Here is a 15,757-nt window from a genome sequence, read left to right on the forward strand (position 1 = left end):
GCGGTCACCCCTGTTGGCATGTGTGTCGGTGGTGGGCGGTTATAGGGGCGGCCGCGGCGAAAATAAAGTGTGCGCGCGATGTCGGAACGCACCCGCCTAGAATGGGCGCTCCATGCCAAGACATCCCGCCATTCCAACGGAAATCAAAATGTGAACCCGCGATAAATGCGGATATCACCGCCCGTTCAGTCACGAACCTGCAAGGTCCGTTCATCCAATGCGGCAATGGCGCCGCCAAGAAGAGAGCTTGAGATGGACGCCCTTAAGAGATTTTCGCTCGCCGCACTGGCGGCAATACTGGTGGCCGGCGCCGCGCCTGCCTTCGCGCAGACACGCACCGACCCGGAACCGGATCGCCCGAGGGTCGAGGATGGCGATCACGGTGACTCCGAGACTGCCCGCGCCCAGGAGGGACGCCTGCCCAAGTCCACGGAGGGTATCAGGTGCCTCGTCAAGGAAGGGCATGGCGGCCTAGCGGTCAGCGTCGTCAACGGGACGGGAAAGGTGATCCCGGCTGGCACGATAGTCATGTTCTACATGCAGCCTGGCAATATCCAGAAGCTGTTCAAGCTTGAGGCGGACTGGGCGCCCGGAAAGCCGATCGAAGTACCGCTCAAGGGTGTTCAAGTATCTGCCGATTCCACCTGCGCTGTGAAGGTGGCCCCGCCTGCCAACGAACCGACCGAAACGCCGGACGACTTGCCGGAGACGCCGAGCAATCCCCTGGAGACGCCCGATGATCCGCCAGAGCCGTCTCAGGTGGGTGAAGTCGGTTGCAAGGTGATTACTGGTCCGCCCCCGTTCGAGGCCACGCTCGACTTCAAAAATATCGGCCAATACAATCTGCCAGCCGGAACCAAGGTGATGACCGTGATGCCGGACGGCAGTATCCACGAGTTCGTACTCTACACCGATTGGCTTCCCGGCGGGAATTGGGGTCTCGAATGGCCCGGTGGCTTCCCCGATGATTTCCAGTGCGAGTTCACGGTAATCTTCCCCGATAGTCCGCCGGTCTGGCCGGAGAACAAATATGAGACTGGCGACACCGGGCCGCTCCCGGGCTTCCCCGAGGGCGTGGTGATGTCTGCAAGTTGCGAGGTCGTCGCACATTCACAAGTGAGTCTGGTCAACAGCGGCAATGTTCCCTGGCCGGCCGGCACGTATTTCGAGGTTACGCTACCCGACGGGACGGTCTACACCTACACAGCGCCTCCGGTCGTGCCGGGGGGAGACATGGGAATACCAGACGAAGTCATCTATCCCAATGGAATGCCAGAGGATGGCCAGTTTCTACCCGACGACTGGACCTGCCAGATCAACATGGTACTGCCCTGATCAGAACGCCGGCTCGACCTGGGCCAGCGAACCACCCACCCGGACGGGCGACAGCTTAGCGACGAGACCGGTCCTTGGATCGGTCTCGATCGCTATTCCGCTCAGCGTCGCCTCACCATCCGCCGGGGTGAACCTGCCGGTGGCGATGCCGGTGAGGAAGCGGTTGAGCGGTTCGTCGACCTCGACGCCGATCACTGAGTCGTAGTCGCCGCACATGCCGGCATCGGCCATTAGCGCCGTGCCGCCCTTGAGGATGCGGTGATCGGCGGTGGGGATGTGGGTGTGGGTGCCGACGACAAGGCTGACCTTGCCGTCGAGGAAGTGCCCCATCGCCTGGATTTCCGAGGTCGCCTCGGTGTGGAAATCGAGGATGATCGCATCGGCCTGCTCGCCGAGCGGACAGGCGGCGACCGCGGCCTCGACGGCGCGGAACGGATCGTCGACCGGATCCATGAACACCCGGCCCTGCGCGTTGATCACCAGCACCCGGTGCCCGGCGCGGCTTTCATAGAGATTGGCACCGCGTCCGGGCGTGCCCGGAGCGAGGTTGACCGGCCGCAGCAGCGTCGGCTCGCGGGCGATGTATGTCAGTGTGTCGCGCTGGTCGAAGGCGTGGTCGCCCAGCGTCACGACGTCGGCGCCGGCAGCCTTAATCTCGGCGAAGTGCCCTTCGGTCAGCCCGCGCCCATGGCTGGCGTTCTCGCCGTTGATCACCACGAAATCGAACTTGTGCTTGTCGACCAGCCCGGCAAGGCGGTCGGAAACGGCGTCCCGGCCGGACTTGCCGACCACGTCGCCCAGGAACAGGACTCTCACGTAACCGGCGCCTTTTTGTCGAAGTTGCGGACGCCCTGTTCAGTCACGATAGCGTCGAGCGGCACATCGTGCGCCTCGCGCGGGATCAAATCCACCTCCTGCAGCGCAAAGGCGAAGCCAATGAGCCTTGGCCGCTTCGGCAGCGCGGCCAGTGTCCGGTCGTAATACCCGCCGCCGTAGCCAAGGCGGGTGCCGTGCTTGTCGAAGCCGAGGAGCGGCATGAGGATGACGTCGGGCGCGGCGCGCGGCGCTTCCTCCGCCGGGGCGAGCGTTCCGAAACCGGCTTCGTAAAGCGGCGCGCCGTCTTCCCAGAGCCGAAGCTCGAGCGGCTGCTCGTCGCCCAGCACCACCGGCAGGCACACTGGCTGGCCGGCATCCATCAGCCGGGCCACCACCGATTTCACGTCCATCTCGTCACGGATCGGCCAGTAGCCTGCGACCACTTCGCCCTTCTCGATGGGCACGGCATCGAAGAAATGCAGCATGGCCGCATGGGCCGCCTCGTTGCGCAGGGACGGATGGAAGGCCGCTCGATTCTTGTGCGCTACGGCTCGGAGCGCCGCTTTCGCCTCTTCGATCTTTGCGTCGCTCATGGGGCTTTCTGGCGAAGAATTAGGTGCCGCCCTGGCCGTGGGATACAGATCCTGGGAACCTACTTACGTAGGTGGGCGCCGTGTGTCCGAACCCACGGGTCCGAACGGTGACAGCTCCCTTAAGGATCAGTACGGCCCCAGGGAAATAAGATCCAACACGCACCGGGCAGCCTATTCAATATAGGGCGCACAGCGCGCCAACGCCAAGCGCTTCTTTCCTTTTCCACGTCCCCGCCTATATCAGGCGGGCAAGGGCACAGGGGCGACGCATGGTTTCACAGATCCTCTTGGTGATGATCGCGGCCATAGCCGTCACCATTATCGCCGAGCGACGCAGCATCCAGGCGCCGCTGCTGCTGGCGCTGGTCGGCCTCGCCGCCTCATTCGTTCCCGGACTGCCGCGGCTGGAACTCGAGCCCGAGATCATCCTCACCGTCGTGCTGCCGCCGCTGCTCTATTCGGCCGCGACGGAATTCTCGTTCGTCAGCTTCATCAAGCGGCTGGGGTCGATCGTGAACCTCGGCGTGGTGCTGGTGCTGGTCACCACCTCCGTCGTCGGCGCGGTCTCCGCCTCGATCATCCCGGGCATGACGCTGGCGGTGGCGACGGTGCTTGCAGCGGTGGTGTCGCCGCCCGACGCGGTGACCGCTGTCGCGGTGGGCCGCAAGCTCGGGCTCCCCAGCCGGATGATGACCGTGCTGAAGGGCGAGAGCCTGATCAATGATGCGGCCGCGCTTACCCTCTTCGCCTTCGCCACCGCCACGGTGACCGGCCGCCACCTCTTCATCGAAAACGGCTTCCTCTATTTTGGCTATGCCGTGATCGTCGGCATCGTCATCGGGATGGTGATCGGCGCGATCGTGCATCGCACTCGGCTACATATGACCAACGCTTCACTGGTCACCGTGCTCTCCGTGCTCGTGCCGTTCACCGCCTATCTCGTGGCCGAGGAAGTCGGGGCTTCCGGTGTACTCGCGGTGGTTGCCGCCGGCTTCTCCCTCGGGCACAACTCGACCGAGGCGGGCTATGCCGCGCGCATCCAGGAACGCCAGTTCTGGCGCACCGCCGACGCGCTGCTCGAGGCCTTCGTCTTCGCCTATATCGGCTTGCAGATGAAGTTCGTCATCGAGGAGGCGACGGCAACCGGCTTCAGCCTGCCCGAACTGCTCGGGCTCTCGCTGGTCGTGCTCGTTGCGGTGATCCTCGTGCGTATTGCCTGGGTGTTCGGCACTGGCTTCGTATCGCGCTGGCAGACACGCAGGGTGCGGGAATCGATCGCCCGCATGGAGGCCGGCGAGGAGCCGCCGCGGCGGTTGGGCAGGCGAGGCGGCCGTTTCGAGCGCCGCCGGGAAGTGCTGCGGCAGGGCGGGTACGACGTACCCGAGCCGTTCAGCTGGCGCGAGAACCTGGTCATCGCCTGGACCGGTATGCGCGGCGTGGTCACCCTCGCAGCCGCCGCCGGTATTCCGCTGACGACGCTGGCGGGCGAGGCCTTCCCCGGCCGCGATGTCATCCAGTTCGTCGCCTTCGCGGTCACCATCGGCACGCTGCTGGTCCAAGGCCTGACGCTTCCCTGGCTGATCGGCGTCCTCGGCATTTCCGATCCGGAGGAGGACAAGTATCGCGCCGCACAGCACGTCATCGCGCGAGATATCGCTGACGCCGCCAGCAAAGCCGCCATCACCGCCTTCCGCGACGGCCAGACCGATCCAGCCGCGCGGGCCGCCGCCGAGCAGATGCTGAAGCGCGCCAGCGTCGAGGACGCAGCGCAGCGCCAATCCCATTCCGCGCATGACGCCATGGTGCTCGAGTTGGGCCGGACGGTGCTCGAAGCCCGCCGCGCCGCCCTCGTCGCCGCCCGTGACGAGCGCAAGCTCGACGACGAAGTGCTGCGCGAAATCATGGAAGAGATCGACCTGCAACAGGCGGTACTGGCGAACTGGGAACCGGGACGGTTCAGCGACTAAGTCGCCGGACTTGCCCCAGCCCCGAGCGCACCCTAGCTTTGCAGCATGCGCGGCGGACGACTGATCGGCCTCGGACTAGCGATGGTGATCGCGGCGTTTAGCTGCACCGCTTGGGCTGTCGAGAGCGACGCCGGGCCGACGAAGCCACGCTCGTGCTACGCCGCCGATCCTGCCGCTCCGGCGTGGACCGCGGTGTGCATCCGGCAGGAGCAGTTCTTTCGCGACACCTGCGGGGCGATCCAGCTGTTTGCGTGGCGCGAGGAGCTGCCGGTCGGATACTTCGCGCGGCTGATCTGGCAGGAGAGCCGGTTCGATCCGTTTGCGCTGAGCACCGCCGGCGCGCAGGGGATCGCTCAGTTCATTCCCACAACAGCGCGCATCCGGGGGCTGCGGAATGCCTTCGATCCGAGCGAGGCGCTGGCCAAATCGGCGAACTACCTGCGCTTCCTCACCGACAAGTTCGGCAACCTTGGGTTGGCCGCTGTCGCCTACAATGGCGGCGAAGGACGGGCCTCGGGCTATGTGAAAGGTGGTAGCTATCTGCCAGCCGAGACCCGGTTCTATGTGGAGATCGTCACCGGCCGCGATCCCGATGCGTGGCTCGCGGAAACTCCGCCCGAGGTCGACTTCGCCATCGGCAAGGATGAGCCATTCGTCGATGCCTGCGTGAAGATGGCGGAGGCGGAGCGGGTGCCGAGGCTCGACCGGCAGCCGAGCGAATGGAAGCCGTGGGGCGTGCTGCTGGCGCAGAACTTCTCGCAGGGCGTGGTCATCCGTCGCTTCGAGCGGGTGCAGGCGAACTATCCCAAGGTGCTGGGCAGTGAGAAGCTGATGTTGCTGATGGCGCGCAACCCGAACTTCGGGCCGCGGCTCAGGCACTATGCCATGATCGGGCGGGACAACCGGGCCGACGCCGATGCACTCTGCGCCAGGCTGCAGGCAGCCGGCGGCTCCTGCATCGTCAGGAAGAACTAGGCGCCGGCGCCGGTCTCGTCGATGGCGGTAGAGATAGCCTCGATCTTCCGGGCTGCTTCATTGAGCCGCTTGGCGAAACGCTGCTCCAGTCCCTCGGCTTCATGTGTCAGCGCCTCGCCGACCTGGGTGAGGTTGGCGACGTCCTGCTTGAGATCGGCAATACGGCGTTCGGCTTCCGCCAGTTCGTCGAGCACGGCGATGCCTGCCATCACCGTCAGGCGGTTGTCGCCGATCTCGCCGAAGGTGCCCTTGAACTGGTCGATATGCTGGTTGAAGCGGTCGGCGAGCCCGAGCAGGTGCTGCTCCTGGCCCTCTTCGCAAGCCATGCGGTACTTGCGGCCGTTGATGTCGACATTGACCTCGGGCATGTCAGCTGTCCTCTTTCGCCAGCACTTCGCGTACCGACTCCATGGCGACGACGAGGCGCCGCGCCACTTCGGCGGAGCTGTCATCGAGCCGCTTTGCCTTGGCGCTGACCTTGTCGAGCTCCTGCGCCAGCCGCTGCCGTTCGCTCACCAGCTTCTGGGTGTCGGACTCTATCCGGCTATGCGCCCGCATCCGGCCGTTGAGGCTGCGCACGCTCGCTTCGAGCCGCGCGAATGCCTTGTCGAGCCGGCTGGCGGCGGCCTCATATCCTTCATCGGAGTTATTCTCGGCCATCCCGACCCCCCATCGCGGAAAAGGGCGATTCCACTTGGCACTATAGCGCAAAGCTAGCGCGGCGTGGCAACGCCCCCCTCCGGGAGGCGACATTGACAGGTCAAAGGAACCTGCTAAGCGTCAACCCGCCTCGGCAGGAGGGTTCGAGGCGCCCGGTTTTCCGGGCTTTCGTCCCCTTAGCCGAGAGCACCCCGTAATGACCAACTCCGCCCAAGCCAATGAGATGGCCAATGCCATCCGTTCCCTCGCCATGGATGCGGTGGAGAAAGCCAACTCCGGTCACCCCGGCCTGCCAATGGGCGTCGCCGACATCGCGACGGTGCTGTTCACCAAGGTGATGAAGTTCGATCCGAAGAACCCCTGGTGGCCGGATCGCGACCGTTTCATCCTCTCGGCAGGTCACGGCTCGATGCTGCTTTACGCATCGCTCTATCTCCTCGGCTACGAGGAAATGACGATCGACCAGATCAAGCAGTTCCGCCAGCTTGGGTCGAAGACTGCCGGTCACCCGGAGTACCATTTCGCCCCCGGCATCGAGACCACCACCGGCCCGCTCGGCCAGGGTATCGCCAATTCGGTCGGCTTCGCCGTCGCCGAAGCCAAGCTTGCCGCCGAGTTCGGCTCGGACCTCGTCGACCACCATACCTGGGTCATCGCCGGCGACGGCTGCCTGATGGAAGGTATTTCGCAGGAAGCCATCTCGCTCGCCGGGCACCTCAAGCTCAACAAGCTCGTGGTGATCTGGGACAACAACAACATCACCATCGACGGCCGCGTTTCCAACGCCGACTCGACCGACCAGATCGCCCGCTTCAAGGCCAGCGGCTGGAACACCATCGAGATCGACGGCCTCGACCAGGCCCAGGTCGAGAAGGCGCTGCTCGACGCCAAGAAGTCGACGGACAAGCCGACCCTGATTGCCGCCAAGACCATCATCGGCTTCGGCGCGCCGACCAAGGCGGACTCGCACGGCGTGCACGGCTCGCCGCTCGGCGCGGCAGAACTCGCCGGCGCCAAACAGAAGCTCGGCATCGACTATCCCGCCTTCGAAATCCCGAGCCACACGCTCAACGCCTGGCGCGCGGCCGGTACCCGTTCCGAGAACGCCCGTGGCGACTGGGAAGGTCGCCTTGCTGCCGCCAAGCCCGAGCTGCGCGCCGAGTTCGAGCGCCGCATCGCCGGCAAACTGCCGGCGAACTGGAACGAGACCATCGAGACGTTCAAGGCCAAGCTCGTTGCCGACAAGCCGAAGGTCGCGAGCCGCAAGTCGAGCCAGATGGCGCTGGAGGTGATCAACAAGGTGCTGCCCGAGACCATCGGCGGCTCCGCCGATCTCACCGGCTCGAACCTCACCAACACGCCCGAGACCCTGCCCTTCACTGCCGCCGACCACACCGGCCGCTACATGCGCTACGGCATCCGCGAGCATGAGATGGCTGCGGCGATGAACGGCATCGCGCTCCACAAGGGCCTGATCCCCTATGGCGGCACGTTCCTGGTGTTCACCGACTATGCCCGCCCGGCGATCCGCCTCTCGGCCATCATGGAGCAGAAGGTCATCTACGTGATGACCCATGACTCGATCGGCCTCGGTGAAGACGGCCCGACCCACCAGCCGGTGGAACACCTGTCGACGCTCCGCGCTATCCCGGGTCTCCTGGTCTTCCGCCCGGCCGATGCGGTCGAAACGCTCGAATGCTGGCAGCTCGCCATCGAGGCCGAGAAGCCCTCGATCCTCGCACTCAGCCGCCAGAACCTGCCGGCGCTGCGCACCGAAACGGTCGAGGGCAACCCGTCCGCCAAGGGCGCCTACGTCATCGCCGGCGACAAGAACGCCGATGCGGTGATCTTCGCCACCGGCTCGGAAGTCGCGATCGCTGTCGCGAGCCTCGAGCTGCTTAAGGCGCAGGGCATCTCGGCCAAGGTCGTCTCCGTCCCGAGCCAGGAGCTGTTCTATGCCCAGTCGCAGGAATACCGCGACAGCGTGATCGGCAGGCCCAAGGCCAAGGTGGCGATCGAAGCCGGCATCGAGATGAGCTGGCTGAAGCTGCTTGGCGACAAAGGCCGCTTCATCGGCATGCACTCGTTCGGCGCCAGCGCGCCGGCCGAGGCCCTCTATGAGCACTTTGGCATTACATCCAAAGCCATAGTTGAAGCTGTCATGGCGCAGTTGTAAGACACCGCGCTCTCCTTTTCTCCTCCCTTAGAAGTCCTCAAGGAGCCATCATGGCTGTACGCGTCGCAATCAATGGCTTTGGCCGCATCGGTCGCAACATCCTGCGCGCCATCGTCGAAAGCGGTCGCAACGACATCCAGGTCGTCGCCGTCAACGATCTGGGCCCGGTCGAAACCAACGCCCACCTGCTGCGCTTCGACAGCGTGCACGGCCGCTTCCCGCACGAAGTGAAGGTCGAGGGCGATGTGATCACCGCCGGCAACCAGACGTTCAAGGTCACTGCCGTCAAGGATCCCGCCCTGCTGCCGCACAAGGAGCTCGGCGTCGAGATCGTGCTCGAGTGCACCGGATTCTTCACCTCGAAGGAAAAGGCCTCGGCGCACCTCGCGGCCGGCGCCAAGAAGGTGATCATCTCGGCTCCAGGCGAAGGCGCCGACCTGACCGTGGTCTACGGCATCAATCACCAGCTGCTGGGCAAGGAGCACACCGTTATCTCGAACGGCTCGTGCACCACCAACTGCCTCGCGCCGATGGCCAAGGTGATGAACGACCTGCTCGGCATCGAGAAGGGGATGATGACCACCATCCATTCCTATACCGGTGACCAGCCGACGCTCGACACCATGCACAAGGATCTCTACCGCGGCCGCGCCGCGGCGCTGAGCCAAATCCCGACTTCGACCGGCGCCGCCAAGGCCATCGGCCTCGTGCTGCCGGAACTGAAGGGCAAGCTCGACGGCATCTCGGTGCGCGTCCCGACCCCGAACGTCTCGCTGGTCGACCTGAAGTTCGTCGCCAAGCGCAACACCACTGTGCAGGAAGTCAACGACGCGCTGATCGCCGCGTCGAACGGCGCGCTCAACGGCATCATGACCGTGACGCACTACCCGAACGTCTCCAGCGACATGAACCACGATCCGCACTCCGCCACCATCCTGCTCGATCAGACCAAGGTGATCGGCGACAACTTCGTGAACATCATGGGCTGGTACGACAACGAGTGGGGCTTCTCGAACCGCATGGCCGACATGACGGCCGTGTTCGCCAAGACCCTCTGACGACGATGCCTCTCGAGCTCGACCTCCGCTGGAAACCAGTCGATGAGGTCGGGCTCGAGCACTGCCGCGTCTGGGAAACCGACGACGGCATCAACATACGCAGCGTGCTGATCGGCGAGTTCGACGGCTTTGCCTACGGCGCCCAGTACGACATCCTGCTTGCCACCGACTGGACCTTCCGCTCCCTCACCCTCCGCCTGCAGGATGGCCGCGTCCTGCGGCTGCTGTCGGATGGTCTCGGCGACTGGAAGGTGAATGGCCAGCGCGCCCCCGCCCTCGAAGGCTGCGTCGACATCGACATTTCCGGCACGCCCTTCACCAACACCCTGCCGATCCGCCGCGCCAGGTTTGCGGACGGCGTGCCGCAGCAGTTCGCCATGGCCTGGGTACCGCTCGACAGCCTGGAGCCGTTCCGCGACGAGCAAATCTACACCAGGCTGGATGCTAGCCACTACCGCTACCAGTCCGGCGACGGCAGCTTCGAGCAGGTGCTGACGGTGGATGAAAACGGCTTCGTTGTGGACTATCCGACCCTGTTCAGCCGCGTGTGAGCAGGAACTGTCATCCACCGTTAACGTTTTGGTCGCCAAAGCGTTACGTCGTCGTGCTATCGTTCGCATCAGTTGATCCCTGAACCGGAGCGATCAGCCGGTGCGTGATATCGAACGACTTCTGGTCGTCACCAACATCGTCGGCAGCGTCGCGCTCGGCGCCCGGCACGATGCGACCTGGTTCCTGATACCGCTTGTCGCCTTCGGGCTTTACGTGGTGCTGGCCGACCGGGCGCTGCGCCGGCGCATCGGCCCGCGGGCCTGGCCGAGCGAGGGCTTCGCCCGCTTCACCTTCAACACCAACCTCTACTTCGCGGTGCGCCATATCGGCATCGGCGCGCTGCTGTTTGCCCTCTCGGGCACCCTGGCAGGCCTCGTCGGTCTCTGACCTCCGCTGTTGCCCTTGCTGCAATCCTTGCTATAGCAGCGGCACCTCTCCTTAGCAGCGGATACGTCCCATGCCGGCTTTCAAGACCCTCGACGATTTCGACCTTTCGGGTAAGCGCGTGCTGGTCCGCGCCGATCTCAACGTGCCGGTCGCCGATGGCAAGGTAACGGACGCCACCCGCATCGAGCGGCTGGTGCCGACGATCCGCTCGATCATCAAGGTGGACGGCAAGGCGATCATCCTCAGCCATTTCGGCCGCCCCAAGGGCAAGGTCGATCCCGAGTTCTCGCTCGAGATGGTCGTGCCATCGGTGGCCGACGAAACAGGCCACCCGGTCGGCTTCATCGCCACCGACTGGACCGATGTCAGCAAGGCCAAGCAGGCGATCGACGAGGCCCCTCCGGGCTCGATCCTCGTGCTCGAGAACACGCGCTTCCACCCCGGCGAGGAAGAGAACGACCCCGAACTCGCCGCACGCATGGCTGAACTCGGCGACATATTCGTCAACGACGCGTTCTCGGCGGCCCACCGCGCCCACGCCTCGACCGAGGCCATCGCCCATCTGCTGCCGTCGGCCGCCGGCCGCGCCATGGAGGCCGAACTCAAAGCGCTCGAAGCGGGCCTTGGCAACCCCGAACGTCCGGTGATCGCCATCGTTGGCGGTGCCAAGGTGTCGACCAAGCTCGACCTGCTCGGCAACCTCCTCAACAAGGTCGATGCCCTGGTCATCGGCGGCGCCATGGCCAACACGTTCCTCCATGCCGGCGGGCTCGGTGTCGGCAAGTCGCTGGCCGAGAAGGACCTGGCCGAGACCGCCAACGACATCCGCGACAAGGCGGAAGCCGCGCACTGCGCCATCATCCTGCCGATCGACGCCACGGTCGCCTGGCACTTCGAAGCCAACGCCCCGCACCGCTACTACGGCGTCGATTCGATGGATCCCGAGGGCATGATCCTTGATGTCGGCCCCGGCTCGATCGAGCGCATCAAGGGCGCCATCGACGAGGCCAAGACCGTCGTTTGGAACGGCCCGCTGGGCGCCTTCGAGATGCAGCCCTTCGACCACGGCACGGTTGAGGTCGCGCGTTACGTCGCCGACCGCACCAAGGCCGGTAAGGTGGTGTCGGTGGCAGGTGGCGGTGATACCGTCTCCGCCCTCGCCCATGCCGGTGTGAAGGACCAGTTCACCTACGTCTCCACCGCCGGCGGCGCCTTCCTCGAATGGATGGAAGGCAAGCCGCTGCCGGGGGTCGAGGCGCTCAAGGGCTGACGATCCCGGGCGCGGCTGGTCACGTCGCGCTCAACCCTTCGTCTGATACCTGAACGTCCAATCGACTGGCGGCCCTGGGGCGGGGCATTATTTGGGCGTTGAAACGGAGACCCTCCCGCCCATGGCCTCGCTCAATGCAATCGCCAAAAAACTCGTCGCCAGCGGCAAGGGCATCCTCGCCGCCGACGAATCCGAAGGCACCATCGCCAAGCGCTTCGCGCTGATCGGCCTGCCGGTAACACTGGAAACCCGCCGCGACTATCGCGAGATGCTGTTCCGCTCCACCGGCGCGATGACCGACTACATCTCGGGCGTCATCCTCACCGAGGAGACGCTGGAGCAGAAGGCCAAGGACGGCACGCCGTTCCGCCAGCTGTTCGAGGAAACCGACGTCATTCCGGGCATCAAGGTCGATCGCGGCGCGCTGGCCATGCCGGGCAGCAAGGATGAAAAGATCACCGAGGGCCTCGATGGCCTGCGCCAGCGGCTCTCCCACTACGCCAAGCTCGGCGCCGGCTTTGCCAAGTGGCGCGGCGTCATCGCCATCACCTCCTATGCCCCCTCCCGCAACGGTATCCGTGCCAACGCCCATGCGCTGGCCCGCTACGCCATGTACTGTCAGGAAGCCGGCATCGTGCCGGTGGTCGAGCCGGAAGTTCTGGCCGATGGCGAGCCGGGAGATCACTCGATCCAGCGCTGCGAGGAAGTCACGGGCGAGACGCTCGAGGCGGTATTCAAGGAACTGCGCCTCGCCGGGGTCGACCTCAGCGGCATGCTGCTGAAGCCTAACATGGTCACCCCGGGTCTGCGTTCGCGCGATCGTGTCAGCACCGAGGAAGTGGCCCAGCGCACCGTCGAGACGCTCCGCCGCTTCGTGCCCGCAGCGGTGCCCGGCATCGCCTTCCTCTCGGGCGGCCAGTCCGACGAGGAAGCCACCGCACACCTCTCGGCCATGAACAAGATCGGCGGCCTGCCCTGGGCGCTGACCTTCTCCTACGGCCGCGCCCTGCAGACCTCGGCGCTGCTGACCTGGAACGGCGAAGACGAAAACGTCGCCGCCGCGCAGAGCGCCTTCACTCATCGCGCCAGGATGAATGCGCTGGCCTCGCTCGGCCAGTACAAGCCGGAACTCGACCTCGCGGCCTGACTTCTGAGAGCTTCCCGACGACTAGGGGCGCGTCGTGACGCGCCCTTTTCTTTCCGGGGACCGGGGCGCTCACGCGCCCCTTTTCTTTTCGCGTCGGTAACCGCTTGCCCAGCTGCGGCCAGAATCCGGCTCCACATCGGCGATGGGGCCGCTATAACACCGCCATGTCAGCCGAAATCTTCCTCATCGCACCCACCGACACCCCACCCGACCAGCTCGTCACAGCGCTCACCACGACGCTCGAGCGCGACGAGGTCGCGGCGCTGCTGCTGCCGCGCGGTAACCTAGCCGAGAATGCGTACAAGGACCTCGCCAAGCGCATCGTGCCGCTTGCGCAGGCCAAAGGTGCTGCGGTGCTGGTCGAGGGTGACCCCGGCCTCGTCCGCCTGTTGGGCGCCGACGGATTGCACGTCCCGGGCGGCATCAAGGCGGTGCAGGAGGCCATCGCCGCACTGAAGCCCAAGATGATCGTGGGCGCCGGCGATATCCACTCGCGCGACGATGCGATGCTGAAAGGCGAGGCCGGCGTCGACTACATCCTATTTGGGCCGCTTTCCGGGCCCATATCGCCGGCCGAGCGCGAAATGGCGCAGTGGTGGGCCGAGACCATGGAAATCCCGAGCGTGTTGTCAGATCCCGAAGCCGGCCCGGCGAACTACAATGCCGGTGACTGTGAGTTCATCGGCTTGCCGCTCACGGTAACGGAGCCGGCGAAATGATGCGCCGGCTCGGGTTTGCCCTGCTCCTCGCCGGCCTGTCGCTGCCTGCACTGGCCCAGGCCGGTCGCACCGATTTCGAGGACCTGCGCCCCAAGGACATGCAGTTCCCCGACAATCTCGGCATGGAGGAACTGCCGATCGGGCCAGTGCCCGAGGAGTTCCTGAACCAGCCGGCTCCGGACGCATTGACCATCAGTGACTCCGTCTTCGGTGAGAAGGTCGACCCGGCCTATGGCGCCTACCAGCGTGGCTTCTTCCTCACCGCCCTCGACCTCGCCCTGCCCCGCGCGGAAAAGGGCGATCCGCACGCCCAGACGCTGATCGCCGAGATCTACGCCAAGGGCCTCGGCGTCCCCGAAAACCTCACCTCCGCCGCCAGTTGGTACGGCATGGCCAGCAAGAACGGCGATGCACTGGCGACGTTCGAGCTGGCGATGCTCTATCAGAATGGCCGTGGCGTCGAAAAAGATCGCAAGCACGCCGCCGATCTGTTCAAGACCGCCGCCGACGCCGGCAACATGGCGGCCAAGTACAATCTCGGGCTGCTGCATGTCGAAGGCGTCTACGCCGAGCCCAGCCTTACCAAGGCGGCGCAACTGATCGGCGAAGCGGCAAATTCCGGCATCACCGAAGCCCGCTATGACTACGCCGGCATGCTGGCCGAGGGCGCCGGCATCGCCCCCGACCCCAAAGGCGCCGCCGAACAGCTCCGCCTCGCTGCCGAGGATGGCCTCGCCGCGGCGCAGGTCGAATACGCCACCATCCTCTATCTGGGCAAAGGCGTGCCGGCGGATCGTGCCGCCGCTGCCAGCTGGTACGCTCGCGCGGCCGATGGCGGCAACCCGGTGGCGCAGAACCGCTATGCCAAGCTGCTCGCCGCTGGCGAGGGCGTGACGCTCAATCTCGAGGATGCCGCCATGTACCGTGCCCTCGCCCGCCGGCAGGGGTTGAAGGACCCCATGCTCGACAAGCTGCTGGTCTCGATCCGGCCCGAAGAACTGTCGCGTGCCGAGGAGCGCGCCCGCTTCTGGCCGTCGGTGCCGCCGACCAAGGTGGCCGCCAACACCATCGCGCCGGCGCCTGCGACCGCAACGCCGCCCGAGACGCCCTTGAACTGAACAGCGTTCTCGGGCACATAGCGGCCCTTCCCACGTCCTCGGTTTCTCGCGCGGAGTATTCCCAATGCGCTCGGCGCTTCTCAACGTCATGGTCCAGGCCGCTACCAAAGCCGGCCGCTCGCTCGCCAAGGATTTCGGCGAAGTCGAGAACCTGCAGGTCTCGGTGAAGGGCCCGGCGGATTTCGTCTCCAACGCCGACAAGCGCGCCGAAGAGATCGTCTTCAACGAGCTGCAGAAGGCCCGCCCGACCTATTCCTTCCTCGGCGAGGAAGGCACTGAGGTGAAGGGCACCGACGGCCAGCACCGCTGGATCGTCGATCCGCTCGATGGCACCACAAATTTCCTCCACGGTATCCCGATGTTCGCCTGCGCAATTGCGCTCGAGCGCAACAACGAGATCGTCGCCTCGGTGATCTACAACCCGGCGATGGAAGAGCTGTTCACCGCCGAAAAGGGCGGCGGCGCCTGGCTGAATGATCGCAAGCGCCTGCGCGTCGCCAGCCGCAAGCACCTCGCCGACGCCGTCGTCGTCACCGGCATCAATTCGCGCGGCCGCGCGCTCGACCTGCTGCAGTTGAAGCAACTGGCGCAGGTCGTTCCGGCCGTCTCCGGCATCCGCCGAACCGGCTCGGCCTCGACCGACCTTGCCTGGCTCGCCGCCGGCCGCTTCGACGGCTACTGGGAAGCCGGCCTCGCCCCCTGGGACGTGGCACCGGGCCAACTGATGGTGCGCGAGGCGGGCGGTACGATGTCGGACTATGCCGGGACCACCGGTTCGGTGTGGAATGGCCAGGTGATCGCCGGCAACGAAGTGATCCAGGGCCAACTGCTGAAGATCGTCAAAGCCGTCAACTAAGCCGCGTCGGGGCCACGGCCCCGTCACCCTCCAGTCGCATTGCCGGGATTTCATGGGGTTAACCGGCATTGCCGGTGGCCGACCGTTGCGTGGCTTCGCCGAAGCGCACTATTGTCGGGACGATTTTA

The 15,757-nt window shown here is 65.4% G+C and carries 16 protein-coding genes and 1 other RNA gene; 12 read left to right on the forward strand and 5 right to left on the reverse strand.

Going from position 1 to position 15,757, the window contains the following annotated elements; genetic code table 11:
• Positions 1-252: 252 nt before the first annotated feature.
• Complete coding sequence (locus AC1DYL_RS11160; protein ID WP_477173190.1) at positions 253-1,335, forward strand: hypothetical protein; 1,083 nt, start codon at positions 253-255, stop codon at positions 1,333-1,335.
• On the opposite strand, the gene AC1DYL_RS11165 is transcribed toward AC1DYL_RS11160, so the two are convergent.
• The 3 genes from AC1DYL_RS11165 to ssrS all read right to left on the reverse strand — a co-directional run bounded on the left by AC1DYL_RS11165 (position 1,336) and on the right by ssrS (position 2,920).
• Positions 1,336-2,151: a TIGR00282 family metallophosphoesterase gene (locus AC1DYL_RS11165; RefSeq protein WP_477173191.1), complete on the reverse strand. Its 816-nt coding sequence runs from the start codon at positions 2,149-2,151 to the stop codon at positions 1,336-1,338.
• Entirely contained in the window at positions 2,148-2,744 is a 597-nt protein-coding gene (locus AC1DYL_RS11170) for a 5-formyltetrahydrofolate cyclo-ligase (protein ID WP_477173192.1), read from the reverse strand. The genes AC1DYL_RS11165 and AC1DYL_RS11170 overlap by 4 nt, the downstream gene beginning before the upstream one ends.
• Positions 2,745-2,763: 19 nt before the next feature.
• A non-coding RNA gene (ssrS, locus tag AC1DYL_RS11175) (6S RNA) lies at positions 2,764-2,920 on the reverse strand.
• A gap of 93 nt (positions 2,921-3,013) precedes the next feature.
• Between ssrS and AC1DYL_RS11180 the strand changes: the two genes are divergently transcribed.
• Entirely contained in the window at positions 3,014-4,711 is a 1,698-nt protein-coding gene (locus AC1DYL_RS11180) for a cation:proton antiporter (RefSeq protein ID WP_477173193.1), read from the forward strand.
• A 45-nt stretch (positions 4,712-4,756) separates the two neighbouring features.
• The gene (locus tag AC1DYL_RS11185) at positions 4,757-5,686 is read left to right on the forward strand and encodes a lytic transglycosylase domain-containing protein (protein ID WP_477173194.1); all 930 of its coding nucleotides are present in this window, start codon (positions 4,757-4,759) and stop codon (positions 5,684-5,686) included.
• On the opposite strand, the gene AC1DYL_RS11190 is transcribed toward AC1DYL_RS11185, so the two are convergent.
• Both AC1DYL_RS11190 and AC1DYL_RS11195 read right to left on the reverse strand, forming a co-directional pair.
• On the reverse strand, positions 5,683-6,054 hold the full coding sequence (locus AC1DYL_RS11190) for a cell division protein ZapA (RefSeq protein ID WP_477149845.1): 372 nt from the start codon (positions 6,052-6,054) through the stop codon (positions 5,683-5,685). The genes AC1DYL_RS11185 and AC1DYL_RS11190 overlap by 4 nt on opposite strands.
• A 1-nt stretch (position 6,055) precedes the next feature.
• The gene (locus AC1DYL_RS11195) at positions 6,056-6,346 is read right to left on the reverse strand and encodes a DUF4164 family protein (protein ID WP_477173195.1); all 291 of its coding nucleotides are present in this window, start codon (positions 6,344-6,346) and stop codon (positions 6,056-6,058) included.
• A 196-nt stretch (positions 6,347-6,542) separates the two neighbouring features.
• Here AC1DYL_RS11195 and tkt point away from each other — a divergent pair, with 196 nt between their 5' ends.
• The 9 genes from tkt to AC1DYL_RS11240 all read left to right on the forward strand — a co-directional run bounded on the left by tkt (position 6,543) and on the right by AC1DYL_RS11240 (position 15,629).
• On the forward strand, positions 6,543-8,522 hold the full coding sequence (gene tkt, locus AC1DYL_RS11200) for a transketolase (RefSeq protein WP_477173196.1): 1,980 nt from the start codon (positions 6,543-6,545) through the stop codon (positions 8,520-8,522).
• A gap of 50 nt (positions 8,523-8,572) precedes the next feature.
• A complete protein-coding gene (gene gap, locus AC1DYL_RS11205; protein ID WP_477173197.1) occupies positions 8,573-9,580 on the forward strand; it encodes a type I glyceraldehyde-3-phosphate dehydrogenase in 1,008 nt (335 codons plus the stop codon).
• Between the two features lie 5 nt (positions 9,581-9,585).
• Entirely contained in the window at positions 9,586-10,131 is a 546-nt protein-coding gene (locus AC1DYL_RS11210) for a putative glycolipid-binding domain-containing protein (protein WP_477173198.1), read from the forward strand.
• A 100-nt stretch (positions 10,132-10,231) separates the two neighbouring features.
• Complete coding sequence (locus tag AC1DYL_RS11215; protein ID WP_477173199.1) at positions 10,232-10,519, forward strand: hypothetical protein; 288 nt, start codon at positions 10,232-10,234, stop codon at positions 10,517-10,519.
• Between the two features lie 70 nt (positions 10,520-10,589).
• Positions 10,590-11,789, forward strand: a complete 1,200-nt coding sequence (locus tag AC1DYL_RS11220; protein ID WP_477149851.1) for a phosphoglycerate kinase — start codon at positions 10,590-10,592, stop codon at positions 11,787-11,789.
• 121 nt (positions 11,790-11,910) lie between these two features.
• On the forward strand, positions 11,911-12,936 hold the full coding sequence (locus AC1DYL_RS11225; RefSeq protein WP_477149852.1) for a class I fructose-bisphosphate aldolase: 1,026 nt from the start codon (positions 11,911-11,913) through the stop codon (positions 12,934-12,936).
• 164 nt (positions 12,937-13,100) lie between these two features.
• Positions 13,101-13,655 carry a thiamine phosphate synthase gene (locus AC1DYL_RS11230; RefSeq protein WP_477173200.1) on the forward strand — a complete coding sequence of 185 codons (555 nt, stop codon included), beginning with the start codon at positions 13,101-13,103 and terminating at the stop codon, positions 13,653-13,655.
• On the forward strand, positions 13,652-14,773 hold the full coding sequence (locus tag AC1DYL_RS11235; RefSeq protein ID WP_477157091.1) for a tetratricopeptide repeat protein: 1,122 nt from the start codon (positions 13,652-13,654) through the stop codon (positions 14,771-14,773). Before AC1DYL_RS11230 ends, AC1DYL_RS11235 begins: the two co-directional genes overlap by 4 nt.
• Positions 14,774-14,837: 64 nt before the next feature.
• Positions 14,838-15,629: an inositol monophosphatase family protein gene (locus AC1DYL_RS11240; RefSeq protein WP_477149855.1), complete on the forward strand. Its 792-nt coding sequence runs from the start codon at positions 14,838-14,840 to the stop codon at positions 15,627-15,629.
• Positions 15,630-15,757: the final 128 nt, after the last annotated feature.

The organism is Devosia sp. P1_H9 (assembly GCF_056405135.1).

Excerpts from the sequence above, each read along its gene's own strand:
- AC1DYL_RS11160 (WP_477173190.1), top strand. The coding sequence starts at position 253 with ATGGACGCCCTTAAGAGATTTTCGCTCGCCGCACTGGCGGCAATACTG.
- AC1DYL_RS11230 (WP_477173200.1), top strand. The coding sequence starts at position 13,101 with ATGTCAGCCGAAATCTTCCTCATCGCACCCACCGACACCCCACCCGAC.
- AC1DYL_RS11185 (WP_477173194.1), top strand. The coding sequence starts at position 4,757 with ATGCGCGGCGGACGACTGATCGGCCTCGGACTAGCGATGGTGATCGCG.
- AC1DYL_RS11195 (WP_477173195.1), bottom strand. The coding sequence starts at position 6,346 with ATGGCCGAGAATAACTCCGATGAAGGATATGAGGCCGCCGCCAGCCGG.
- AC1DYL_RS11210 (WP_477173198.1), top strand. The coding sequence starts at position 9,586 with ATGCCTCTCGAGCTCGACCTCCGCTGGAAACCAGTCGATGAGGTCGGG.
- tkt (WP_477173196.1), top strand. The coding sequence starts at position 6,543 with ATGACCAACTCCGCCCAAGCCAATGAGATGGCCAATGCCATCCGTTCC.
- AC1DYL_RS11220 (WP_477149851.1), top strand. The coding sequence starts at position 10,590 with ATGCCGGCTTTCAAGACCCTCGACGATTTCGACCTTTCGGGTAAGCGC.
- gap (WP_477173197.1), top strand. The coding sequence starts at position 8,573 with ATGGCTGTACGCGTCGCAATCAATGGCTTTGGCCGCATCGGTCGCAAC.
- AC1DYL_RS11225 (WP_477149852.1), top strand. The coding sequence starts at position 11,911 with ATGGCCTCGCTCAATGCAATCGCCAAAAAACTCGTCGCCAGCGGCAAG.
- AC1DYL_RS11235 (WP_477157091.1), top strand. The coding sequence starts at position 13,652 with ATGATGCGCCGGCTCGGGTTTGCCCTGCTCCTCGCCGGCCTGTCGCTG.
- AC1DYL_RS11170 (WP_477173192.1), bottom strand. The coding sequence starts at position 2,744 with ATGAGCGACGCAAAGATCGAAGAGGCGAAAGCGGCGCTCCGAGCCGTA.
- AC1DYL_RS11240 (WP_477149855.1), top strand. The coding sequence starts at position 14,838 with ATGCGCTCGGCGCTTCTCAACGTCATGGTCCAGGCCGCTACCAAAGCC.
- AC1DYL_RS11180 (WP_477173193.1), top strand. The coding sequence starts at position 3,014 with ATGGTTTCACAGATCCTCTTGGTGATGATCGCGGCCATAGCCGTCACC.
- AC1DYL_RS11190 (WP_477149845.1), bottom strand. The coding sequence starts at position 6,054 with ATGCCCGAGGTCAATGTCGACATCAACGGCCGCAAGTACCGCATGGCT.